General features: G+C 38.9%; 21 protein-coding genes. 4 read left to right on the top strand and 17 right to left on the bottom strand.

Features of this window, described 5'->3' with window-relative positions; all coding sequences use genetic code 11:
* Positions 1-31: 31 nt before the first annotated feature.
* Together MHI16_RS04360 and MHI16_RS04355 are read right to left on the bottom strand one after the other, a co-directional pair.
* Positions 32-496, bottom strand: a complete 465-nt coding sequence (locus MHI16_RS04360; RefSeq protein WP_058015755.1) for a DUF6884 domain-containing protein — start codon at positions 494-496, stop codon at positions 32-34.
* Positions 493-1,041 (bottom strand): VanZ family protein, encoded by a 549-nt coding sequence (locus MHI16_RS04355; protein WP_058015754.1) that lies wholly within the window; start codon positions 1,039-1,041, stop codon positions 493-495. Before MHI16_RS04355 ends, MHI16_RS04360 begins: the two co-directional genes overlap by 4 nt.
* 173 nt (positions 1,042-1,214) lie before the next feature.
* Here MHI16_RS04355 and MHI16_RS04350 point away from each other — a divergent pair, with 173 nt between their 5' ends.
* From MHI16_RS04350 to MHI16_RS04340, 3 genes are all read left to right on the top strand, one after another.
* A complete protein-coding gene (locus MHI16_RS04350; protein WP_058015792.1) occupies positions 1,215-1,793 on the top strand; it encodes a TetR family transcriptional regulator in 579 nt (192 codons plus the stop codon).
* An 80-nt stretch (positions 1,794-1,873) separates the two neighbouring features.
* The gene (locus MHI16_RS04345) at positions 1,874-2,218 is read left to right on the top strand and encodes an SMR family transporter (protein ID WP_058015753.1); all 345 of its coding nucleotides are present in this window, start codon (positions 1,874-1,876) and stop codon (positions 2,216-2,218) included.
* A complete protein-coding gene (locus MHI16_RS04340) occupies positions 2,219-2,533 on the top strand; it encodes a multidrug efflux SMR transporter (protein WP_034665057.1) in 315 nt (104 codons plus the stop codon). It abuts the gene before it with no gap.
* A gap of 52 nt (positions 2,534-2,585) precedes the next feature.
* Here the strand turns inward: MHI16_RS04340 and MHI16_RS04335 are convergent, their stop codons facing one another.
* From MHI16_RS04335 to MHI16_RS04325, 3 genes are read right to left on the bottom strand one after another with little or no spacing between them, the layout of a single operon-like run.
* Positions 2,586-2,912: a hypothetical protein gene (locus MHI16_RS04335; RefSeq protein ID WP_058015752.1), complete on the bottom strand. Its 327-nt coding sequence runs from the start codon at positions 2,910-2,912 to the stop codon at positions 2,586-2,588.
* Positions 2,905-3,507, bottom strand: coding sequence for a class D sortase (locus tag MHI16_RS04330; protein WP_058015751.1), 603 nt, complete (start codon positions 3,505-3,507; stop codon positions 2,905-2,907). Before MHI16_RS04330 ends, MHI16_RS04335 begins: the two co-directional genes overlap by 8 nt.
* Positions 3,508-3,528: 21 nt before the next feature.
* A complete protein-coding gene (locus MHI16_RS04325; RefSeq protein WP_342498115.1) occupies positions 3,529-9,675 on the bottom strand; it encodes a SpaA isopeptide-forming pilin-related protein in 6,147 nt (2,048 codons plus the stop codon).
* Between the two features lie 709 nt (positions 9,676-10,384).
* Here MHI16_RS04325 and MHI16_RS04320 point away from each other — a divergent pair.
* Positions 10,385-11,893: a helix-turn-helix domain-containing protein gene (locus MHI16_RS04320; protein ID WP_342498114.1), complete on the top strand. Its 1,509-nt coding sequence runs from the start codon at positions 10,385-10,387 to the stop codon at positions 11,891-11,893.
* Positions 11,894-11,946: 53 nt separating this feature from the next.
* On the opposite strand, the gene MHI16_RS04315 is transcribed toward MHI16_RS04320, so the two are convergent.
* From MHI16_RS04315 to MHI16_RS04260, 12 genes are all read right to left on the bottom strand, one after another.
* A complete protein-coding gene (locus MHI16_RS04315) occupies positions 11,947-12,228 on the bottom strand; it encodes a hypothetical protein (protein ID WP_058015748.1) in 282 nt (93 codons plus the stop codon).
* 313 nt (positions 12,229-12,541) lie between these two features.
* Complete coding sequence (locus MHI16_RS04310) at positions 12,542-13,825, bottom strand: hypothetical protein (protein ID WP_342498113.1); 1,284 nt, start codon at positions 13,823-13,825, stop codon at positions 12,542-12,544.
* A 17-nt stretch (positions 13,826-13,842) separates the two neighbouring features.
* Positions 13,843-14,409, bottom strand: coding sequence for a hypothetical protein (locus MHI16_RS04305; RefSeq protein WP_342498112.1), 567 nt, complete (start codon positions 14,407-14,409; stop codon positions 13,843-13,845).
* Between the two features lie 166 nt (positions 14,410-14,575).
* The gene (gene thrS, locus MHI16_RS04300; RefSeq protein WP_342498111.1) at positions 14,576-16,507 is read right to left on the bottom strand and encodes a threonine--tRNA ligase; all 1,932 of its coding nucleotides are present in this window, start codon (positions 16,505-16,507) and stop codon (positions 14,576-14,578) included.
* A 609-nt stretch (positions 16,508-17,116) separates the two neighbouring features.
* On the bottom strand, positions 17,117-18,301 hold the full coding sequence (locus MHI16_RS04295) for a DUF1835 domain-containing protein (protein WP_342498110.1): 1,185 nt from the start codon (positions 18,299-18,301) through the stop codon (positions 17,117-17,119).
* 236 nt (positions 18,302-18,537) lie between these two features.
* Entirely contained in the window at positions 18,538-19,368 is an 831-nt protein-coding gene (locus MHI16_RS04290) for a DNA alkylation repair protein (RefSeq protein ID WP_061407113.1), read from the bottom strand.
* Positions 19,369-19,505: 137 nt separating this feature from the next.
* Complete coding sequence (locus tag MHI16_RS04285) at positions 19,506-20,693, bottom strand: MFS transporter (protein ID WP_061407111.1); 1,188 nt, start codon at positions 20,691-20,693, stop codon at positions 19,506-19,508.
* Between the two features lie 26 nt (positions 20,694-20,719).
* A complete protein-coding gene (locus tag MHI16_RS04280) occupies positions 20,720-21,547 on the bottom strand; it encodes a MerR family transcriptional regulator (protein WP_061407109.1) in 828 nt (275 codons plus the stop codon).
* 139 nt (positions 21,548-21,686) lie between these two features.
* On the bottom strand, positions 21,687-22,199 hold the full coding sequence (locus tag MHI16_RS04275) for a hypothetical protein (RefSeq protein ID WP_061407107.1): 513 nt from the start codon (positions 22,197-22,199) through the stop codon (positions 21,687-21,689).
* Positions 22,189-22,614, bottom strand: coding sequence for a DUF6508 domain-containing protein (locus tag MHI16_RS04270; protein WP_061407105.1), 426 nt, complete (start codon positions 22,612-22,614; stop codon positions 22,189-22,191). The genes MHI16_RS04275 and MHI16_RS04270 overlap by 11 nt, the downstream gene beginning before the upstream one ends.
* A 106-nt stretch (positions 22,615-22,720) precedes the next feature.
* A complete protein-coding gene (locus MHI16_RS04265; RefSeq protein ID WP_342498109.1) occupies positions 22,721-24,583 on the bottom strand; it encodes an alpha/beta fold hydrolase in 1,863 nt (620 codons plus the stop codon).
* Between the two features lie 58 nt (positions 24,584-24,641).
* The gene (locus tag MHI16_RS04260; protein WP_342498108.1) at positions 24,642-25,208 is read right to left on the bottom strand and encodes a TetR/AcrR family transcriptional regulator; all 567 of its coding nucleotides are present in this window, start codon (positions 25,206-25,208) and stop codon (positions 24,642-24,644) included.
* Between the last annotated feature and the right edge of the window lie 74 nt (positions 25,209-25,282).

Here is a 25,282-nt window from a genome sequence, read left to right as displayed (position 1 = left end):
AAAACCCTGCTTACCGGTAGATGTGAATACGTTAAATATGCGGCGGAAGTTCTATTTTTGTCTCAACGGCTTGCTTTAACGCCTGAAGCATATAGCCAATTCCCTTATATGGAGCTAGCGGATAAATCGCTTTCTGATGAGGAAGTAATAAAGGATCGATCACCTTTCGATATTTCTTTCCACCTAGTATCACTAATTCATCATATGCAGTGAGATATTTTTCATGAAATTGCTGACTTAGTGCTTCTCTTGTTATCTGATCAGTATGCGGTGTACCAAAAGCCACATCATAATTTTCATGAATAATATCATCTGCCTTTAAGAATCCATGCTTCGCTGAAATGATTAGGTAGTCTGAAAAGAATGTTTGGGCATAGCTTTTCGTACGCTGATGCAGCGGACTTAAATAAACGAGGTTCGCCGGCTGGCTCCCTGCCTCTGGATGGACGTCCCACATTTTCTTCGCCCCACATGGAATGATACAAACTCGCTTCACTTGATTTTCTCCTTCCTTCGTTGATACATCCGATACAACATACAACCTAGCGCTGTGCCAAGTGTATTTAAGAGAATATCATCAATATCGCTGCTTCTTGTAATCATACCAGATTGCGAGAATATCCATTGAAGCACTTCAATCATTGTTGACAAGAAAAAGCCAGCAAGAATCGCCTTTTGCCAGCGCAAGGTTCGGAATGCTTGATAGAGAAAAAAACCAAGTGGCACAAATAACAAAATGTTCCCTGCCAAATTTAAAAAAACAAGATTGGGATAGCCGTGATGATAGGCATGGAGATTTTGATAAATGGACTGCAAAGGCATGAGGTTGACACTCACTTGATCCCTTGGTGCGGAAAAACGATTAGGAAAGACCGTCAAATACAATAAAACATTCGTATACATAAACAGACAGGCAAGAACGATTTCTGTTCGTAAATAGATAAATCGTTTGTGCTTTTTCGCCTGTCTGTATCTCATATGTAGATAGAGCGGGACGAGCAAGAGAAAATAAGCAATGGAAAACATCGCACTGAATGTCATACGGAGAGCTGCCCCTTTCTCACATGATGCTTGACCATATTTACAGCTTATTCAGGCTTGCCTGCATCTATTCATCACTTATTCTCCTATTCAATGACGAGAAACCCATATTGACAAATCGTCATTTTTCCGCTAAACTGACTGACATTCAGTCATTTAAGGTCGGTGATGATGTGTCGAAACGAGAAAAGATTATGCTTGCTGCCATTGGCGCGTTTAAAGAAAAAGGAATCGAAAAGACGACCATTTCGGATATTGTGAAAGCAGCAGGAGTAGCGCAAGGAACGTTTTATTTATATTTTCCTTCAAAGCTTTCCGTCATGCCTGCTATCGCAGAACATCTTATCGCACAGATGGTGCCTGCGATCGAAAAGGAATTAACTCAGCATGCAGATGTCCTCGATCAAGCAGATGCGCTTGTTGAATTCATCTTCTCTTTTACAAGACAATACCGTGACGTCCTTGCTCTGACCTACTCAGGTTTAGCAGCCACGGAGCATTTAAAGGAATGGGAAGATATTTATGAGCCGATTTACAAATGGGTCGCTGCTTTTTTAGAAAAAGCAAAGCAGGACAAAAAGGTCCGTGCGAATTTGAACTGTCAATATGCAGCCAAATTCATTATCGGTTTACTGGAATCGTCTGCTGAGCAAATGTACTTATTTACAGAAACAGATACAGAAGAGGTTCTGATTCAAAAGCGAGAGGTAAAGCAATTTCTCCTTTACGCACTTGGCATAGAGACACCTTAACTTAGTACAGCACTTGCTGTACGCTCTTTTTTGGTTTCAAAATGACGAATCGTCAGTTTTTAGTTTTAGGAGGAAATACGATGAAAAAAAGCTGGATGTATGTCGCACTCACTTGTTTATTCGAATTACTTTGGGTATTTGGTTTAAATAAAGCTGATGCTGTGTGGGAGTGGGCGATCATTATCTGCCTGATCCCGATTGATTTTTATTTTTTAATGAAAGCCTGCGAGAAGCTGCCGACAGGCACCGTGTACGCCGTGTTTGCCGGAGTTGGAACGATTGGTACGTCTTTGATGGATTATGCACTGTTTGGCGGTTCGTTTTCATTAGAAAAACTCTTATTTATGGGTATTTTAATTCTCGGCATTATTGGACTGAAAGTGTCTGATGGAGATGCACATGAGCAGAAAGGAGAAGCGGTATAAATGGGCTGGTTTTTTGTGCTGTTAGCCTCTGCCTTTGAAATTGGCGGAACCATTGGTCTCAATATGTTCAGTAAGAAAAAGCAAATCACGACAGGCATTTTATTTGTTGGCGGATTTGCCCTATCCTTTTTGTTTTTATACGCCTCGTTCTCTTCCGTTCAAGTATCCGTTGCCTATACAGTCTGGATTGGACTTGGAACGGCGGGCTCTGTCTTGTTTAATATGATTCTATTTAAAGAGCCGAAAAACATGATTCGTATCCTCAGCTTGCTGCTGATTGTGATTGGCGTCGTTGGGCTGAAGTTATTTGCGTAATTAAATCACAAAAAAGGAAGGGATCAAAGTCCCTTCCTTTTTTATTTCTCGTTTAATGGATATCTTGCTGCTCGAGCAAGATACCCATTGCGTAAATCATTTCGCCTTTTTCATCTAATAAAAAGTACACAATCAAAGGTTCGCCAAAAGCTACTGTTTGCTGCGTGAACAAAACACAGGTGAATTTTTCGATACCAATTGGAAGCTTTCTTTTTAATATAGGGTGAAGAATAGGCGAAGTCCGGATTGTATCTACATCAACATCCCAACATTCGTTTTTTAAAGTTGGATAATGCTCTGATAACAATTGGTGTAACATGTCGGTTGTGAGCGTCGCTTTTCCATCGTACCCATCATCTATTATGTTGGTGTTATACATCCGACGGCTGCTCACTTTTTGAAGCATTGATTCGTATTCCTTTTAAGACAAATCGTTTCTGGCCATCAAGAGTACAAGTGATCAATGTCAGTTCATTTTTCCCGCGATCCTTTAGTACATCAACATCCGTCGGTTCAATTGTAGCTGAGCTGACAATTTTATATTCGTATGTTTTCGCTTGATGATGTAAGACGACTTTTTCTCCTTTCGGCACCTCAGGCAGCTGCCTGAAAAGCCGATCGCCTCTATACCCTCTATGGCCCGCAATCGTGAAATTCCCTTCACCTGGCATTTGATGAGATTTGATCTGAGTTAGTGCAATACCTAAATTTTCTTTTGATGTAACAGGAAGCACTTTTTCGTTTAAATCAATTGACGGGATCTCTAGCTCCATTACATCTCGAAGGTCTTCTTCTGACACAGTGAGATGTGGAATAGAAGAAAGGGCATCACTGTCATTTTCTTCTATCATCTTTAATGCCTGTTCCATTGCCGCTGTCTCTTGAGAAGTTCGCCACTCATATATAAAAGGAACGGAGATGAGCATTAGTCCCGCGACCACCAAAAAGCTGCCTAATAAGGTTCTTTTTTTCATTAATACACTCGTTCCTTCCTTTTACTGAATGGTTCTTCTTCTAAGAACAAGGAGAACAGCTCCAGATACTATTAGTAAAATCCCTGCATACATCATATAACGCAGCCATTCTTCTCCAGTCTTTGGCAGCTCACCGTTTGAGTCATGGGGCGGATGTTGATCCCCTTTATCTGAGGCTGGAGGATTCGTGTGGTCCTCTTCATTCTTCATTGGAGCATTTTTCACAATCATTGTCTTGATCTCCACTTCGCCCATTTGAATTGTAAAAGCGAGTGGTTTTTTTAAAGCTACATAACCATTTGGAGCTTTCGTCTCTGTGAGTGTATATTCACCAGGTTTAAGCCCTTTGACAATGGCTTCTCCGTCTTTTCCTGTTGTCACAGATTTTATCGTTTTTCCAGCTTTTGTACGAATATCAAAGGCTGCACCTTTTAAGGTTCTATCTGTCTGCTGATCTACCTTTATGATACGCAGACTTCCTAAGATCAAATGATTCTTTGCTGTTAATTGAAGTGGCTTCTGCTGATTTTTTTCAATTGTAAACAGGATCGGCTTATGATCCAATTGATAGCCATGAGGTGCTTTCGTTTCAACGAATTGATATTCTCCCGGTTTTAGATCGTTGATATGAAGCTTTCCTTTTTGGTCGGTTACAAGTGATTTCTTCAACGTTTTCCCTTCTTTACTCAGAAGAGCAAACTCTGCATGTTCGAGCGTATGTCCCTCATCATCCACTTTGGTCAGTTCCACTGCTCCCGGCGTCAGTTTGTTGATCATTTCTACTTTTGCTGGTTTGTCTTGACCTAATCGAATCGTAAATGAGACAGGTGTCTGATCCAATTCATAGCCGGCAATGCTTGCTGTTTCGACAAATTGGTAGGTTCCTGGCTTCAGTTGATCGACTGTCAGTTGACCGTTTTTGTCTGTCTTTAAGTCTTTCTTCACACGCTGACCGTGCGCATCAATCAGTTCAAAGGTCACGCCAGCGAGCAACTGACCATCCTCCCCTTTTTTCTCAAGTTTCACAGCACTTGTCGTCCGAATATTTTCTTTTGTCACTTTCACCAGTTGATTTGGATTGAAATCAATCTTGAAGTCTACTGGTTCTGCATCAAGTTGATGTCCAAAAGGAGCCTTCGTTTCAACCAATTGGTAAGCGCCTGGTTTCAAATCGTTGACAGTGATGATGCCTTTTTCGTTGGTTGTTAAACCTGACATCAATTCTTTACCATCGTCATTGAAAAGTGTAAATTCTGCGCCTTTCAATCTTTCTTTTTCTTCCCCTATTTTTGTTAGTTCTACAGAACCTTTCTTGAGCTGATTGATGGCCTCCACTTGAATCAATTCTTTTTGACCTAATTCAACTTCAAAGACAAGTGGTGTCGCACTCAATTCATAGCCTTCAAGACTCTTTCTTTCAACAAATTGATAGGTTCCAGGTTTTAGACCCGTGAAGGTAATCTTTCCATCCTGATTGGTTGTGATTCCTTCTCCTCCTGCCACTATTTTTCCTTTGGCATCAGATAGATCAAAGACAACCCCTTCTAATGATTTTCCATCTTCTCCTTTTTTGTGTAACAGCACTCCGCCTGTAGTGCGGCTATTTTCTTTTGTCACACTGACTAGCTTCTCAGGGTTAAATGGGATAGCAAAAGTGACAGGTGTTTCGTCAAGCTCATGACCGAATGGAGCCTTCGTTTCAACAAACTGATAGGTTCCAGGTTTAAGATCGTTGACGATGATTTCCCCGTTTTGATCAGTGAGAAGACCTGTTTTTATCTCTTTTCCATTTGCATCTACAAGCTTGAATTCTGCTCCTTCAAGCGCTTCATTCTTTTCACCAAGCTTCGTGAGCTGGACAGCTCCAGTTTTGAGATCATTGATCACTTTGATCTCTGCCGGTGTTTTTTGTGCGATTTCGATGGTAAACGGATAAGGTTTATTTTTCTTTTGATAACCATCAATACTCTCTGTCTCTACAAGCTGATATTTGCCCGGTTTGAGGTTATTGACCAAAAGCTTCCCATCTTCATCTGTTGTCAAATCTTTACGTACAACTTCGTCATTTTGATCCGTGATTTCAAATCGAACACCTTGAAGCTTCTTGCCATCTTCCCCTTCTTTCATCACTTCTAATGCACTTGTTTCATATAGGTTCTTTTGTGAAATGATGACTGGTTCTGTTGGATCGAGTGGTACTTCAAATGTGATTGGTGTTTCATCTAATACATAACCATCTGGTGCTTTTGTTTCAATGAGCTGATACGTACCCGGTCTTAGTTCGCTTATCGTGATTTTGCCATTTTCTCCTGTGACGAGCGAACCATTTAGCTCATGTCCGTCTTGATCTAAGAGCTTGAACTGTGCACCTTCTAGTCTCTCTCCGCCTTCACCTATTTTGCTCAATTCAGCAGAGCCTTTGATGATGTCATTTACTGCAGTTACAATCGTTGTTTCTGTTTGATTTTCTTTAATGGTGAACGGCCATTTTTGCTGATTTAATTGATAGCCTTTCGGTGCGTTTGTCTCCACAAAATAATAAGAACCTGGGTCAAGATGTTTGAAAAGAATTTCTCCTTTTTCGTCCGTTTTCAAATGGGTTTGAACGGTATCCCCAGATTCATTTTTTAGTTCAAATTCTGCATTCTCTAATGCAGCACCTGTCTCTTTGTCTTTTTTCGTGAGCTTGACATGCTGGCGGATTTCTTGGTTCTGCACCGTCATGCTATTTCCTGTTTTCGCTTGATCTCCTGATTCGTAAGGCTGATCAATTGTGACATTGATTGGTTCTTTCGTCTTAATATAACCATCAGGTGCTTTCTCTTCTGTCACGATATAGTCACCATACAGAAGACGATCAAATCGAAGAGCTCCTTCTTCATCTGTTGTCTTTGTTCCAATGACGATACCGCTCGCCGCATCTGTCAGAGAAAAGCTTGCTCCTTTTAGCGCTTTCCCACTACTCGCATCTACCTTTTTAATGGTTAAAGCGCCAATCGCTCCTGTGCCATCTCCCATGCCAGCGGTACGTTTGACCACAATTGAGGCTTCGGATTCCTTTTTAATTTCTTTTACATTTTCACCTCTAAACGTTACTTCATTTTGTAGTGTACTTCCCACCTTATCTAAAATGAGAGATTGGTATTCTAAAATATATGGTCTCGTGATTTCTTCTTTAAATTTGATTTGAAAAGAATCTGGATCGAATTCAAGGTCTAGCTCATAATCCTTCCCTTTTTCCAGTTCTTCCTTTTTGGTCACTTGCCCCTTTTCATCTATTGTCGTCGAATACAGATGAAATGAGTTTTCTATTATGGCTTGGTTACTGCTCGGATGGTCTATAATCGTCGCATCTTGGACTGTTGATTGACCAAAGTTGATATTCAGTTTCCAATCAATGACTTTTCCTTGCTGATTTCCTGATTTGCTCGTGTATTTCCCTCCATTTGGAATGGACACCACAGCATTCACATCTGATTCTTTCGTCTTTCCATCATAAAGGGTCGCTTTATTTTCATAGGTTTTCTGTACTAAATCCATTCCTTCAACACTTGTTTGATACGTGATTTTGTATGGGGAATCAATGGCATGTTTGAAAGTGACTTCGAATCCTGATTCTCCCTTTTCATTTTCAAGGAATTTGATGTCATAATGTTCTTTCGCTAATACCTCTTTTTCTTCCGCCCCATTTTCCCCGCCTTGTAAATCAAGCGAGTAGACGATGATTGAATCTTTAAGCAAACGCTGATTTCCTTGAATGAAATCCTCGATTTTCGCCTCTTCTAAATGTTTCAAGTTATAGTTCACACCGATATTCCATGTGATCTCTTTTTTCTTTGCATCATATGTTCCGTTCTTGAACCCATTTGACTGCGTGTATGTGTCAGGCGTGAAGACAGATTGATTTTCCTTCGTCAAATCCTTGCCATCTTCATTTACCCATTCAAGCTTTACATGATTTTGCAGGTTCTTTTGATCTTTATCTGCTCTTTTTTCATAATCAAAAGACGTTGTATATGTGACGGTATGTTCTGTCTTGATTTCTTTCATAAATTGAATATCAAAACCATTTGTATGTTCAACGATTTGATAATCTGTGCCTTCTTCAAGCACTGTATTACCTGTCGTCACTTTTAAACTATCTTTTTGCAGCGTCAATCCTTCGTTTGTAAACGTATCTTTTAATATCAGGTTGTTCATGGTTTGTTGATCTTTGTTGAAGACGATACGCCATGGAATGGTCTTGTTCTTGTAATTCGGTGTTCCATGATTTTTCGTCAGGATTTGCTGATCAATTCTTTGCTTTCCTTGTTTGCTCTCTTTACCAGCTGTTACAGTATTGATAATCTCTTCAGCTTCGAAAATCCGCTCGGTTGCTTTTGTTTGATATGTGATGAGATAAGCCGATTGAATATCTTGATTGAATTGCAAGGTAAACCCGTTTTGTTCATCCTTTTTTTGAGGTTGAACCACATAATTTCCAAACGCTTTTGTTCCTGATTCTTTACCATCCTGATCAATTGTGACTTCCTTGACTTGAAATGAATCAGAAATCAGCGCCTGCGTGCCATTAAAGAAGTCTTCTAACAAAGCATCCTTTTCAGCAATCTTTTTTTCGTTATAGTTATAACGAATTTCCCACGTAATTGTTTGTGTGACTGGGTCGTAGTGGGCGGCTTTTTTATTTAAAGGACTGCCTCTTGTCACATTCACTGTTCCTTCTGCTGAACTAATCACTTTATCAGCAGAGACAAGGGACGCTTTATTACGAAACGCAGACTGATCTTGATTCGTAATGTCCGTTTCATACATTAAACGGTAGGCTAGATGCACGTCATCTTTAAATTCAATCGTGAAATCTTGACCATCTGCTGTTTGGCCGATTGTGTAGTGATTTTCGTCAAGCAGCTGACCAAGCGATGTTTCACCATTTAGCTTTGTATCAACACGGTAAAGCTTGATTGAATCTTTCTTTAACGCTTGACCTTCTTGAATCGGATCTAACAGTTTCGCTTGTTTCACATCGTCTAAGTCCATATTAAAATCGACTGTCCATTGAATGGTTTCAGCATTGTAAGATCGATTTGGTTCTCCCTTTTTCGAGACGTTTGGACCATTTGGAATGTATTGAATCGGGATCGATATCGTATCTTTGCCTTCAATCGGGGTAATGACCACTTCTTTTTCTTCAGTAATGACTGTTTTTTGATCTAATTGCGTCCACACTTGAAGTGTTCCATGGATATTTGAATATTGTTTTATAAAATCCGTGAATTCGATGGAGGCATTTCCGCTCTCATCTACAGAAAAATAACCAATGGTTGCCTGATTAAATTTCATCTCAAGACGATCGATTTTTTCATAAATCACTAATTCCTCTGGAACCTTGAAATGGAATTCATCCCCGCCATTATAGCTATGACCATTTGGGATCGCCCACTCATAGTTAATGGAAATAAGCGAGTTGATGTCAGGCTTATCAACTGAATTTCCTTCCTGATCTTCAAAAATTAATTTTGCATCAGTGAGAAGATTTTCTTGTATTTGCAATTGTTTTGAAACACTTTGCAGCCCTACACGCTTAGATACGTTCACTTTGTTCTTTAGTAATTCATCTTCATCGCTTTTTTTCGTTTGAGCAGTTTCTTGATTCTTATCGTTTTTTTCAGATGAGGTTGAGTCCTCTTTTGGAAGGCTTTCTTCACCCTCATTTTGCTTTGTTTTCTCTTTTTGCTCAGCTATACTAGTGACATCGATGTCTATTGATCCTTCTAAATTTGGATCAAGCTCGACATCCTCTTTCAATATGACCGTCACTTCATTTTGTTTTGAAACGGTATACTCGCCAACAGATATGTCACCCACAGTAATTAGTTCCTTCTGCTCCTTTTCTACCTGTATGCCTGCAGGAAGTGAGAGAACATACGGAAATTGCTTTTTTAGATCAATTCCTTTTATCGACCAATGAACAATGGCCTTTCTGACTTGCTGATCTTCCTTGTTTGATAACTTGTTTCCTTCGCTGTCAGCAAACTCAATATCCCCAAAAATATTTTCTTGAATTTCTTTGGCCTGTGCTCCTGCTAAAGGCAATATTCCCAATATACTTGACTGTATGACTAACACGGTGATGAGAGCCAATGACAATATTTTTTTCAATACATACACCCTTTTCTAAAATTAATTTTCAACAACAATAAAAAAACAATTTGGATACTATCTGATAAATCACTCCGCTTCTAATCAAATATTTTTTTAAAATAGCTCCTTAAGACCCTATGAATAAAATGAGTTGATCAATCATGAACTTGAAAGGGAATCATGAGTAGTGGATATAGTATCTGGATAGGGGTCTATAGAAATGGGGAATAGTGAGAGGGATCGTGAAAAGAATAAATGTGAATTTTTCTATTTATACTGGAATGAACAATAAATAATGTGTACATGCATATATAAGCATGTATTCACATATGGTTCGTTCATATGAAACAAGCATGTATCATATGGTATGTATGGTGAGACAGTTCAGCATCATGTAGATCGCATTCCTTTCTACTCCCTTTCATATGGTAATCAAAAAGCTGCTGCGTTTTATTCTTACATTTACCGTTTCAACAGCAAAAAAATAAACGAAATATCTAAAATGATCCATTTTTATAGGATTCATGACTCATTTATCACCTTTTAAAAGAAAAATATGGAGAATCAACGTATAACATTTGTTTTCGTCTAATTTTTTTCTCTTTTATCATGAAAAGTGAAGACAAAACGATTTAGCCTAAACATTACAATCATTTCATGCCTATTTTGAGAATCAAATGTTCTTTAAGTGAACTTCATAACATAGAGCAATCCAAGGAAAGGAGTTAGTTGTTTGATGGAGCTCATTGATAATAAATCAAAGAGATGGATAAACATTTTAAAACTGCTTGTATCCAAAAATAAGTGGTGGAGCCTTCAAGAGATATCGAATGAACATATCGGTTCGGTTCGTGCCATTCAAAGCGATTTAGAACAAATGAAATCGTTCCAAACAGAGAACGGAGAGCCGTTAATCCACATAAAGCCAAGACAAGGCATATCCATTTGTTATACACAGACGATACGAGTCGACTACTATATCAAAGAAATTTTAAAAGATACGATTGAAATTCGATTGATTGACGGCATTTTTTTCGAACAAAACAGGTCTTTCTATGAATGGATGGACACGCTTAATATCAGTAGATCCACATTGTATAACACCATTCATAAAATCAATTCCATTCTTATCTCTTATGACATTGAGTTACGCCCAGATAGTATGCAGTTCCATGGAAATGAGAAGGAGATTCGTCAATTCTTTGTTGAATTTTTGTTTGAAGTGTATGGAAGCCGGCTTTGGCCATTCGATGATATTCAAAAGCAAGACGCAGTTGATTTATTACAGGAGCTATTTCAGGTGCTTGAAGTCAATGTGCCAGATGTGGCAATAGATAAATACTGCCTGTGGTTTGCCGTCTCCATTCACCGAATGAGGAAAAATTTCACAATAAGCCGTAAATATACGTACTCAATGAAAGAGGAAAAACAAAATTCTGCAGCCAAAGGGATCTATAATCAAATCAAAACATGGGAAGAGCATATTTGCCGAATGACCAAAGACGTATTTGATGTGACGCTGGATCATCATGAATTTGTCTTTTTGCTATTGATCGAACCAGCTATTGGTCACTTTAAATCAATTGAAACTGTCGAAGAAAAATTGACGTTCTTTCAGTCACATACACCACGACTCTATGATGCCATTCATTCATTTATCAACCAATTGGAGTCGATTTTTCATCAAGAAATAGCGAATCGCAAGGTGATGACACTCATTCTTCTCCAATATTATGTGTATTCCAATGAAATTACCGTAAGAGATGGGTTCCTTTTCAAAAAGAAATCGAGCTATTTATCAGAGGTAAAAAAACAGTTTCCTTACTTCTATTCGAGGATTACTCATATCATCCAAGAGTTAAAAACAGACGATATCCTCGGTTCTTTTGTGAAAAATGAACGGGAATTGATTCGTATCATTACGTCTTCATGGAGAGGACTTGTTCATTTGGAGATGGAACGGAGAAACGCGCTGAACATTTTTGTTATTTCAACATTAGGCTATTATCATAGCTTGTTTATTGCTGATTTAATTAAATTAAGCGTGCCTCCTCTCATTCACATTTTCACAAGTCCAGAGAATACATTAAATGATACTACGATGGATCAACTTGGGATTGATATGATTGTGACTGATACTGAGCTTCCGGTTCAATTCGGGCGGTCTACGCTTCTGATCAGCTCTTTTCCAACAAAGAAAGAATTGGACAACTTGCACCGAAGATTGGTTGATATGATCGACTAATGTATATCAAAAAAAGCTGCTGAGGAGCTCTCTAGCAGCTTTTTGCTTCTGTATTAATGAAGCACGATTTGTTCATTCATCAAATCAATGGCATAAAGTGATTGCTCATATTCATCTAATAGAAGGTATACTTTGAGTGGTGCAGCGGTTTGATCGGTCTGCTGCGTGAATAGGACACAAGTGAATTTTTCGACCCCCTCTGGCAGCTTGCTTTTCAGAAAAGGATGAAGAATAGGAGAGATTCGAAGGGTATCAACATCTTTTAGCCAAAGTTCATCTTGTAACGCAGGATAATGGTCAACCAAAAACTGACGAAACACTTCCAATGTACTCAAGGTAGATATCCTCACTTTCTTCTATCATGGCTTCAAGCTTACCTAAAACAAACATGTTTAAAGTCATCCTATGATGTCAGTCCACCAAATGTTGTATACTACTAGAGACACGATTTCATTTTTCTTCAAAAAGCAATGTAGATCAACTTTACTGTCATGAGGTTTTCATATGTATGACGTCTACTATATTCCAACCGATGGACCTATGATCATATTCTTATCTGTTTCTTTCGTGATGAAACGACAACTTCCTGCTACAAAATTCCAAATTTCTTCAAAAAATTGGTGCATTGAGACAAAAAAGAACAGCTCCTCACTGTTCTTTCAAAGAAAACACTTCGCCGCTCTCTGCATCAACACCATCATGGCAATCGAGCTTTCCGCACAGAACATATTGTTTTTGCGCTTCGTCATAGACGTAGATAGGTGTAATTTCAAGACATTCTCTCAATTTTTCAAAGGCTTCTTTCTGAGTTACAGAAATTTCACTTGCCGCTTGAGAGGGGCTCAGTATCCCGCACACTTGAAACATTTCCTTTTTATCTATGTAATGAACGGCTTCAAACGAGCTGGCGTCAATGAAGACCTTGATCTTGTCCATAAACCCACTGCCTTCTTGCCCGTTCGTTTTTAATATTGCATGGATGTATCCATGATCACGATGGAGTGTTTTCAGAATCCACTTCCCTGAATCCTTTGGATATTTTTGCGCCAAGAAGGTTCGGACTGCTTTGATACACTCAGCTTGCTCTTCTTTTGATATCGGGAAGGAATCTGGTGACGGTTCCAATGAGAAAGCTTGTTCAGCTGAAATATTCTCATGAATGTCTATTTCTTTTTTTTCAAAGGTATTGTTTAACGGTTCATTCCATTCAATGACCTTATTCACATGTATACAATGCGTTTCTTCACGTCCAATTTCAAACGGAATCGTGCCTGTTCCATCGTTTTTCACATAAATTTCTTCTAACGCATAAATAGATCGGATTCGGTTGTGCTCGAAGGAAGGCCATTGAAACAGCTGGACTTGCTGCTCGGCTAAATTCTCCAGCTTATCAAGGGAAAGCGCATATTTCTCAGCTTTCAGTAATGTTTTGGCTAAAAATGGACCGTGGTGTGTAAAGTACATGAGCTGTCCATGTTCATCCCATTTCACTTCGATTCTGCCTGAAGGTGTTACTTTCACACCATCTATTGCTTCTTCGAAAGAAAGTTCCCCTTTTTCCTTCTGATGCATATAAAAATGCTCTCCATAGATCAACCCTGTTTCTTGTTCGATCCATTGAATGACATGGGCTGGATAAGGTCTCTTAAACGTGACACCATGCTGCGCATAGGTTTTGTCCATGACAAAAATAACCGATTCGATCTGTCCTGTATTCAAATTCACTTCAATAACAGCAGTGCCGTCTGGGTTGACATCGTCATCCTCAGGTTCATGAGAGGGGAACCATTCCATATTCAATGTATAAATCGTTTCATTGAACATGTTGACGTAACGATAAAAGCTGTGTCTTTTTAGATCATAAAGATCCAAGCCAAATTTCGCCTTTGTCTGATCGATTAGTTGTTGAATGTTTGCATTCAATGGTTTCACCTCAAAATGGTTATATTTTATGGAAGAACAAAAATGACGATAAAGATGAAGATGATGATGGCCATAAAAAATCCTAAAGCTATTGCCATTATGTTTGACTCTTTTGTGTAGCCTGTTAATTCACCTACAGTTGATCGATCAATTTTTCTAAAACGAAAAAGCATGCTTATATTTAAAATGGCTAGAACCATCAAAAACAAGAAAATGATCAATGCAGGATCGACGTCACTGAATGTATTATCCACATTTTGAAAAGTGAATGATTGAATAAACATAATGCCACTCAATATGACTTTCCAAACATGATCTAACCGTTTTTCTTTTTCCCACTCTTTCCCTAATTTCTCTTTTTCATAAATAGCTATCTGCTCGAAAATTGGAATGAAAGATTTTGTTGTCCCTTTTCTAATAAAGCCTAAAATACCTTGAAGAAGCATTAAAATTCCTAAACAAAAAAGGAAATGTGTAAATTGGATTTTAACAATTTGAATCAACATAAAAAAAACGATAATCATAAGTCCGACAAATAAATTAGAGACAGCTATTTGTTTTGTCCTCATCTTTTTCAGTGCAGCTTGTTCCATGTCATAAACTCCTCCCCGTTTAAATGTTTCTGTTGAACGCTCTATCTTTATTACGATTCCACCGAAAAAACGTTTCAATATTTTCCCTTTTTATTGTCAATTCGGCTTTTTTCGCAAATGAAAAGACGCCCATCATTCAATGAACGTCTTATCCTTCTTCATGAAATCAGCACATCATTTCTTGAGCAGCTGTTCTGTCTTTTATTTGTTGAGCCGCCATGTGTTTAAAGTCATCAATAGTCAGCTGTCTAGATGTCTTTTCTCCATGCTGTCTGATATTCAGTGTTTTTTCTTGCATTTCTGTATCGCCAATGACAGCGATATAAGGGATTTTTTGCATTTGTGCTTCTCTCATTTTATAGCCGAGTTTTTCATCCCGTTCATCGATTGTGACTCTGATTCCAATCTTTCTTAATTGCTGCTGCACCTCAAGGCAGTGGTCGAGGTGAACCTTTGAGACAGGGATGATTTGTACTTGTACTGGTGCCAGCCATAATGGGAAGGCGCCTGCAAAATGCTCGATGAGAATGCCAAGGAAACGATCAAGAGAGCCAAAAATGGCACTGTGAATCACAACTGGCCGTACCTTTTCATTCTTTTCATTGATATATGTTAAATCAAATTTCTCAGGCATTTGAAAATCCAGCTGAATTGTGGCGCACTGGTGGCTCCGCTGCAAGGCGTCTTTAATATGAAAATCGATCTTCGGTCCATAAAATGCCCCATCTCCTTCATTTAGCTGATAATCGACCTTTAGCCGATCAAGCACATTCTTTAGCGCTGATTCTGAAATATCCCAAATGGCATCATCCCCTAACGCCTTTTCTGGACGAGTGGATAGTTCCACAGAGTACTCAAACCCAAATGTCCGATACACATGATCAACTAATTGGAAAATCCGTTTGATTTCAGCTTCAATTTGATCTTCTCTCAAAAAAATATGGGCATCGTCTTGGCAAAAAGTTCTGACCCTGAACAATCCATTTAATGCGCCGCTAAATTCATGACGATGCACCTGACCAAACTCAGCCATTCTGATCGGAAGGTCTCTGTATGAAAATAAGCTGTTTTTAAACATAAGCATATGCCCTGGACAATTCATCGGTTTTAAAGCAAAGCTTGTATGATCAACTTCTGAGAAATACATATTTTCATGATAATGATCCCAGTGACCTGACTTTTCCCATAGCTCTTGGTTCATCATAAACGGTGTGCTCACTTCTTCATATTGCGCTTTGCTTCGAACTTCTCTTGAAAAGGCCATTAATTCATTTCTCACAAGCTGCCCTTTTGGTAAGTAAAACGGCATACCTGGCGCTTCTTCTGAAAACATGAACAGAGATAATTGTTTCCCTAATTTCCGGTGATCACGTTTGTTTGCTTCTTCTATGAAATGAAGATAATTAGCTAGTTGTTTTGGATGTTGAAACGCGACACCATACACTCGCTGCAATACATCTTGATGACTATCCCCCCGCCAATAAGCCCCTGCAACACGTGTTAGCTTAAATGACTTTACGAACCCAGTAGAAGGTAAATGAGGACCGCGGCATAAGTCGATAAATTCACCCTGCTGATACACTGTGATGGCCACTTCTGAGGGGAGTCGTTTTAAGATATCTAGCTTATATGGATCATGTGCAAACAACAATTCAGCTTCTTTGTAAGAGACCTCCTTTCTTTGGATGAGAAGATTCTCGTTTATGATTTTTTTCATCTCTTTTTCAATTGCAGCCAAATCCTCTACACTTAATGTTTGATTGAGCTTCATATCATAGTAAAATCCATTTTCGATAACAGGTCCGATTCCAAGTGTGACATTGTCGTATAACCTTTTCACAGCTTGGGCTAATACGTGTGCAGATGTATGGCGCAGCACTTCAAGCCCTTCTTTTGAATCGAGTGTGACAATAGACAGCCGAGCATCACTTTCCAGCTGATGACTGACATCGACCATTTGTTCATTGATCTTTCCTGCCACTGCTTTCTTCCTTAAGCTTGGGCTAATATAGGAGGCAACATCTGCGACAGTCGTACCTGCAGAGAACTCCTTTATCTTTCCATCTGGAAATTGAATCTTCACCATTTTTTCTCTCATGACTGACACACCTTTCATTTTTTGATATAAAAAAACACACTCATCCCTCATAAAGGGACGAATGTGTAATCCGTGGTTCCACCCAAATTCCCATAACGCATATTCGCTTTATGGCTCTGGTGCCGTAACGTGGCATAGTCGGTATTGGATACTTCAATTTTCCCCAATACAGCTCAAAGGTGGTAAGACAACTTTTCTGCGTTAGGAAGATTTCAGCGTGACTTCCCTCTCTGGTAACCAATAAAAGTGGCTCATGTCCTTTTCAAAGCAATGATCATAGTTGAGAGAACAAAAAAACACACCCATCCCTCATAAAGGGACGAATGTGTAATCCGTGGTTCCACCCAAATTCCCATAACGCGTATTCGCTTTATGGCTCTGGTGCCGTAACGTGGCGTAGACGATATTGGATACTATGATTTCCCCAATACAGCTCAAAGGTGGTAAGACACTTTTCTGCGCTAGGAAGATTTCAGCGTGACTTCCCTCTCTGGTAACCAGTAAAAATGGCTCATGTCCTTTTCTTCGCTTTTAATTTCTCCATATCTTACATGAAGGTGATGGATCATGTAAAGCATTATTTTTTGCAGTGCTACCGAAATTCATTCTTTAAATGATATGCTGGTTGTATTTACTTGGACTGTATTCAATTTGAAACGCAGGGAATAAGGCTCGTTTCACTTCTTCAGTGATGCGCTCTCCTTCTTGATTGAATTTCTTTTCCATGTCTGCACCATTTAGCACCAAATCATCTGTCTCTTCGTCAAACCAGCGGCCATACTGTATGTTCCAATTCCAGATCTTCGAGAAAAGTGTATCGCTTATTGGTACATCGTCTCTTTCTAAATGACATTGACAATGCCCACAATGAAAAGGTTCACCACCGTAATCTCCTTCAATTTTCACGAAAGGATGCTCCACAAATTCTCGACAGCACACCCATTTTTTGAAGTGCTGTCCGAACTCTGTCAGTTTAAACGAGTAATAACGCATGGAAGTTCGACTCCCTATCATGTCAAAAATCCCTTGATCAATTAATGTCTTAAGTCGATACTCAATAAAATCATCGCCGATATACTGTTCTAAATGACCGATCACTTCTCCTATTAATCGTGGCGTTACGATGTACTCCTCTTCTGGATGGGACTGATGAAGCCGCTTTGCCATTTTCACTAAATAAGCATCAAATTCATCCTCTGGTACGCTGATCGTTTGTCCTTTTTGCCATACTCTCAGGGTATGGTGTTCTTTAGCAAATAATAGCCATTCGTTTTGTAATTTCTCTCTTTCTTCTTTTGACACTGCGTGAATATGCTCTTTACTTCTGTACAAAACCTTCAATTTTTCAGATGTGATTTCCCCTGTATGTCGAATATCCATTCGTCTTGTATTTGTATTGAACAACTTGTCAAACGCAGTCGTTGTATTAATGAGAGACAATTCAATGTTTTTCTCTTTTAATAAGTAGATGGCATATCGCAAACCAATTTGCTCATGGGCATTATTGCCTGTCCAGATGAGGATACGCGTACCATCTTTGATATCTTTTATTTGCTGAATCATTCTATGCTGATCGATGACCATGTCATCAAAATGGCCAAATTCATTTGACATCACGTGACGAAGCCACTCTATACGCTTCTCCTGTCCCTCATGTTCTTGCAATTTCAGAAGGGGGCCAATCGAATAAATGTCATGAAAGACGATCATATCATTTACTTGCTCTTGCTTCATTTCGCAGAATGCTTGTTTTAAACTATCGGCAGCCGCTGCCCCAAATACGATATGTATCATTATTCGTCTCCCTTTATCTTACAGTTTATTTCATCTTCACCTATTTATGGTTCTTGCGTCAATTCTATTGAGTCAATTTCATTCAAAAGTATGACAATGAGAAGATAAGATATATAGAATGCAGAATTGAAGAGACTATATCCCACGAAATGGGGCTATATGTTTGCTGAGCTCGCTTTGAGACTTTCTCTCTGAATGATTGATAGAAATCCTCTTCATTCAGTTCATGTTCTTATTCACAAATTCTCCTTCACAATCGTTCTCTTGGCTTTCTTCACAATTCTGCTAGTTGCTTTTGTGTCAGAATCCTTTGACCACTGGTCGCACAGGTTCGTTACCCAATTTGGTTGTGTTTTACTCGCGTCATTGAGCCAGTTTCCTACAGAATCTTGAACATATGTGGATGGATCGGATTTGAGTAAATTTAGAATAGGCAGTGCCCTCTCTGGCTCTTGTTTTAATAACTCAATATGCTTTGTCCATACCCCTCTCGGACGGATCGACTCTACAGAGAACCGGCGAATGTTTTCATCCTCGCTTTTTGCCCATTCTGTTAAATGCTCTATACTTTGATCAAGCTGAAGACTTAGACTTTCTCTCACTGACATCCATGCAATTTCTCGAACACCAAAATGATGATCAGCTGCAAATGGTTGAATGTACGCCAGTTTCTCTTCCAATGTTGATAAACTCTGTTTGTTCATATAAGCAGCCCAGCATCGAACGCTATCAGATACGTGGTGAGCAAATACCTGCAGCACTTCCGCTTGTTTTTCTTCATTCTCTTCACGCAGCACGTCATCTAACAATTGACCAATGAGCCGAATGGCTTTCATTCCTGATTCAGCTTTTTGTTTAGCGATCTCAGATGATACTTCCCCTAAACGATGGTCTAAACCAGCGGACGACAAAACATGCTGTATTAGCGTCATATGATTGACAGCCAGCCATTCAGTTAAATTCACACTTTCGATCTCTCCCTGATTCAAAAGGTTCAAAACTTCATGGGGGATATCAGTCCCTTTTCGAGCGCCTTTTCGATTGATCATTTCCTCACTTATTGGCATTCTGTACTCTCTCCTTGTCTAGCAGCTTGGATATTGACTCCTATTGTAGCAAATAAAAAACTTCACTGGTGCATTCTTCAAATCAAAAAGGAACTACCCCAAATAAGTAGTTCCTTCCATACAACATTGAATGTCAGTTAGCTTCCTTGCTCGATCACCTTCAAACTCTTACGCTGAGAAAATCGGCCAAACGCTACCATTAGAATGGTCATCAGTAAAGCGAGAAAAACCGTGCCAGCACTGATCAAGCTTAGGTTTAATATAGATGTTTCGCTTAGCACAAACCCTCCTACACCAGAGCCTAAGGCAAATCCGAATTGAATAAATGATGTATTGACACTTAACGCGATATCTGGAGATTTTGGTACAAGTGTGACAAGATATAGCTGCTGAGCTGGTGATGTGCTCCATGTAGCGATCATCCATATCATGATGACAGCCACCATAACCACGAGATTCCCTGTGACGAATGCTAGCAGCATGAGCATGATAATTTGCAAAATGATTCCTGTGAAAATCGTGAATATTGGGCCTTTTTTATCTGCTGCCACCCCTCCAAGGCTGGAGCCCAAAAAGCTGCATATTCCCGCTAGTAACAAAATGCCACTGATTTCTGTGATGCTCAGGTTTGCTGATGCTTGCAGGAAGGGCGTTAAATAGGTAAATAACGTGGAATATCCACCTACATAAAATAGCGTCACTGCCACCGCAAGTAATATCCGCTTATCTTTTAAAATCGATAACTGCATACGAAGCGTCACCGGTTCTTGTTCTTTCATAGAGGGGATTCGTCTGTACACAACAATCAGCGGAATAAGCGTGATCACTCCAATGGCTGCAAATAATGCTTTCCATCCGATTATACTGCTTAGAAATGTCCCGATTGGAACGCCTAAAACCAAGGAGCTGCTTAATCCCATTAAAATGATGCCAATAGCTGTTCCTCTTTTTTCACGTTCTACAAGACGAGTCGCAACAGCCATTGCCACTACAATAGCCGTCCCCCCACTGATTCCTTGTAAAATCCTTGTCATCATTACCATTTCAAATGAATGGCTGACACTTGTGATGACATTACTTAAAATAAAAATCATCAGCATCCATGACAGTATTTTTTTGCGGTCTATATTGATGGTCAGTGCAATGACAATAGGTGCACCGATGGCCGCTGAGAGCGCTAAAGACGTGACCAATAATCCAGCGGCAGACGTCGTGACATGTAAATCATCTGCGACCATTTGGATAATGCCTGTAATGATATATTCGATTGTTCCAATTAAAAAGGCTGCTAATGCAAGTAAATAGACAACGGTTTTATTCTTCATCGTGACGTTTCTCCTTTGGGCAATGTTTACGATTTGTTTTCATTTATAATCGGAATTTGAATTTCAATGAGTCTGCCTTCTTCAGTTTCAGACAATGGATAATAAATCTCTCGGCCCGGCTGGTCTTCTTTCACGCGGTATCCATTATTTTCGATCCATGTCGCTAGGTCAATACAAGCTGTTTGTGCAGATGGAGAATGGGAATGAAATAATAGTGTCGCCATAGTCTCTTCAGCAGGTAACGTACGTATCGTGATTCCTTGAGGAAGAGTGCCTTTTAACGCTTTGACGGAATACCCTACCTCAAATTCGAACTCACTTTCCTTTTCGAATGATTCCCTCCATAGCACTACTTGTGGTCCCGAGATCGATTCTTGTTGATGTTTAAGTAATAAATGATGAAACGTTTGAAAGAATGAGGGAATCTCATCAACCGTTCCGTTCGATTGAAAAGACATGATGCGTTTGCTTTCAACAGATTTGATGATGACCTCCTGTTCTTTTTCAACACATCCCTCTCGTTGAATGAGGTGCATCCGTTCCTTAATACGCGCTAATTTCTGTTGTTCTCTCTCGATCAATTGCTGAATCTCACTTTCTTTCAGCAGAAACATGCCCTGAATCTGCTCTACTGAGATATCTTCACGAAGAAGCTGAGCCATTTGCTTTAACGTAAAGCCTAATTCCTTGTACAGAAAAATTCGATTGACCTCAAGCAGCTGCTCAGCTGAGTAATAACGGTATCCCGAATCTTGATCAATCTGCTTTGGCTTTAATAAATCAATTTGGTCATAGTATCTTAAGGTTTTAACAGGCACTTTACTTAACATAGAAAAATCACCGATCTTGAACATCCTGCATCTCCTCCGTTTTGTTGATCTGATCAAAGTATAAACCTTTCAGTTAAGGGGAAGGTCAACATGAAGTTGAATAAATTTTTCAAAAGCGCGAAAAAACCTAAATGTCTCTAACATCTAGGTTTTGCTCATTATTCTAAAATTGTTCTAACAAGCCCATCTCTTCCACAATCTTTATATCATTCATACATCGTTGCAAACTTACTTTGTTTTCTTTTTTCTGTAAATCCGAAGAATAACCTAAGCATAGATTAAAAATACAATCTAACCTTTCACCGACTCCGCTAAAATAATAATTTGTCAGTACTCCACTTTTATCACTTGCGAGAACCACAACTGTAGCCATCTCTAGTACATATTCAATATCTTCTTTAGAAATCGTTCGATCCTTTTTCTTAGCATTGATAAATTCATAACTATGAATAGAGCGTATCCTACCTTCAAGTAAATTGAGTATAGACCTTTTATAGATGACATACACACTGTGAATATCACTTTTATCAGGACAATAGGGATCTTGTAAAATGAATTTTATACGCTCATCTTCTTTTTCCATTTTTATTGCATCAAGATCATTTAATAAAATGGAATCAATTTCTTCTATTTTCATAGGACGAAAAGTGTTGACTGCATGTGTTTTACTTTTCATTTGATGAATCCAAACAATCCAATCTTTCCAAGCACTTTACAATAGCTCCGCTTTTAAAGAAATTGAGGATGACACCCTCGCTAAATCGTTCGGCTCTCACAACCTCCATCATCAGAGCAAGCACGCACTGCGCATTTAAATTTGAGATGTCCACGTTCTCCATATCGTTCAGTCCCGATTCAATCCCATTTTCTATCATGATTTCTCTGTAGCGGATAAGCTCCATCTCTTCGTGTTGTTCGGCAAAGGTATAAATATCTGTAATCAAGTGACGGACCGTTTCGGAATAATTCACAAATGGCATCTGAATCGGATGTTCAACTGTACCATCATTTTCTTGATCGATGACCCATTCCCCAATAGGATCTTCCTGAAGCATCGGTAAGTATTTTGTTAGAATATCGAATTGGCTCATTCTCATTCTCCTCTATTTCATTGATATGGTTCACTTTGTTTCTCGCGATTTCATCAAGTATTTTACTAGTGAGATTATTTAGCCACGCTGGTCTCCCTCAAACCTTTTATTTACCCCATACTCTCAGCTGCTTTATGACCAATGCTGCCGTTTCACTCGGATGGCTGAGAGGAAAATGATGACCATATGGAATAAAGTCAACTTGACCAAGATGTGATGGGGCTGAATAGCCTTTGTCATCATTTCCCCAAATGATATGAAGATGATCCTTTGTGACCTCATTGAAATCATCTTGATTGGCTTTCTGTTGTAGTAAGCTGTTAAGCTGAACCGTCGTATTTAATATTCTAGGAGACGTAAAACTATTTCTGACTTTTTCAATATAATGTTCAGGGATGCTCTCCGTATTTTCAAACAAACCAGTCCTTAAGACATAACGCCCTATCATATTAGTCGATGCCCATTTCAATGTCCATTTGTTCATAAATTGAGGAACATTTCGTGATGCAGCATTTTTCTTATGAATAGGCGGCTGAAGTAAAGTGATTGAATACTTCTGATCGATGTACTCTTGTACCAATGCTTCCAGAAGAATATATGCACCGAATGAATGGCCAATTAGATGTGCACCATTCGCCGCTTTCTCCAATACCTTTTTTACGACATTCAAATAGATATCTAGAAGATGTTTCTCTCGTTTAAAAGGAGAACGTCCCAAACCTGGAAGATCCAAGATCCATACAGGTTGATTCGTTTTTTCATGCAGTTCTTGTGCTAAAGGGAATAAATCCTCTCCATCACTCAACAAACCATGTAATAAAATAAACGGCTTCCCCTCTCCTTGTAATTGGTAAAGGGTCGTGTTATCACATAGTGTTCGTTTAAATAAATGATCATCCTTACCGTTTGGATTCATCATTCGATAATCCAGATCAGCTACTACAGCAGGGAAAAATTTCATGACACTTGTCTTCTGAAACCAACCTTCTCCCATTATTTTTTTCACTGCAACATTTGAAAACGTTCTTTTTGTCATAAAGTTCAATCCATCAGAAGGAATGTTTGTGATTTTACTTACGCCACTATTCATCATAGCTTTCATCAATGGCATTGGGACAGATATTTTTGGTGACCTCATATTCATACTTTCTGACATCACACTCAATAATTCACCAATATTCTGATCGCGCTGCCAGTCTTCAACAAGCGTATATGTTTGAATAGCCGGCTGCTCCAATTTGAAAATCTGCACAATAAACCTCGCAAACTCATCGTTTGAAATAAGTGGCAGCCTATAGTCCTTACCTCCAGGAATCACCGGCATGAGCCCTCTTTGCATACTCTTCACAAGCAAGCCTACTCCTGCTATTTGCTCTGTACTCCCCGTTTGGCTACTACCGACGACAGTTGGCGGATTAATGACAGACAGCGGATAACCTACTACTGATGCCTGTTGACGAATATAAAGATCTGCTAAAAATTTTGTTCTCTCATATGGATTTTTTATTTTCAAATAGCTGTTTCCTTCTTTAAACACATCAATTTCAACCTTGCTATGTTGATCATCAAAGGGACTCATATAACCGACAACATGAATAAATTGCTGCAAGCCCTTCAATTGATGAATACTTTTAGCTAACTCACTCATATGTTTGGCGCCATTTAAAAAGACGGAAGCGGCCTCTTTACTTGTCGCTTGAATATCCATGGGTCCTCCTGCGTGAATGATCACATCCGTTTTCAATACCTTCTCCTTATCTTCAGCACTTAAACCCAAATCGACTTTCGTCAAATCACCTTCAACAAAGTGCATCACTGCTTCTTTTAAGATGCCTCTTTCTTGAAAAGTGCGTGTTGCTTTACTTTTCGATCTCACTAAAAGAAGAATGTTCACATCCTCTTTGGCTAATTCTTTTACTAACTCCTTTCCAATAAAGCCTGTTCCACCAATTAAAAATACTGTTTTCATATGAAGTCTCCTTTTTAGTACTATTCAGTACTAATTTGATGTAAAAAAAATGCTTCTTTTATCGAAGCAAGTTAAATAAATGATCTGCTGTTTTTGTGATGACAGTGGCATCCTTCAATGTTTCTGAAATAAATAACGCGCCTTCAAGATTGGTAATAAATAGGGATGCAACCTCATCAATATGAATCGTCTTTCTGAATTCTCCATTCTCTACTCCTTGTTTCAGTAATAGAAAAACCTTCTTTTGTAATCCTGTAAAAAACAGTCCTATTTTTTCTTTAATTTGCGTAGCCTGTGTAGGACTTTGAATATAAAGAGTAATAAATGGACAGCTCCCCTTATAGTCTCTCGATTGAACTCCTTGTGATAATTGCTTTAAAAACAGTTGGATACGTTCTTCAACTAAAAATTGGTTCTCAGATAATACATCATCAATGGCGGATTGATACATGTCAATCCAATAATCAACGACCCCTTCTAATAATTCCTCCTTATTAGAAAAGTGATAATACACATTAGACTTTGACACTTTGCTTACACGTACTAATTCATCCATGCTTGTATAAGCAAATCCTTTTTCTAAAAATAATGTTGCAGCTACTTCAAGCACACGTTTTTGATTCATTAATTTTACTTTTTTCATAATTAGAACTATATAGTACTAATTTAAATATGGCAAGTGTTTATTTCATTTAGAAA

This window comes from Bacillus sp. FSL K6-0923, from assembly GCF_038630825.1.
GTDB classification, from domain to species: domain Bacteria; phylum Bacillota; class Bacilli; order Bacillales; family Bacillaceae; genus Bacillus; species Bacillus pumilus.
This window is presented reverse-complemented; position numbering and strand designations above follow the sequence as displayed.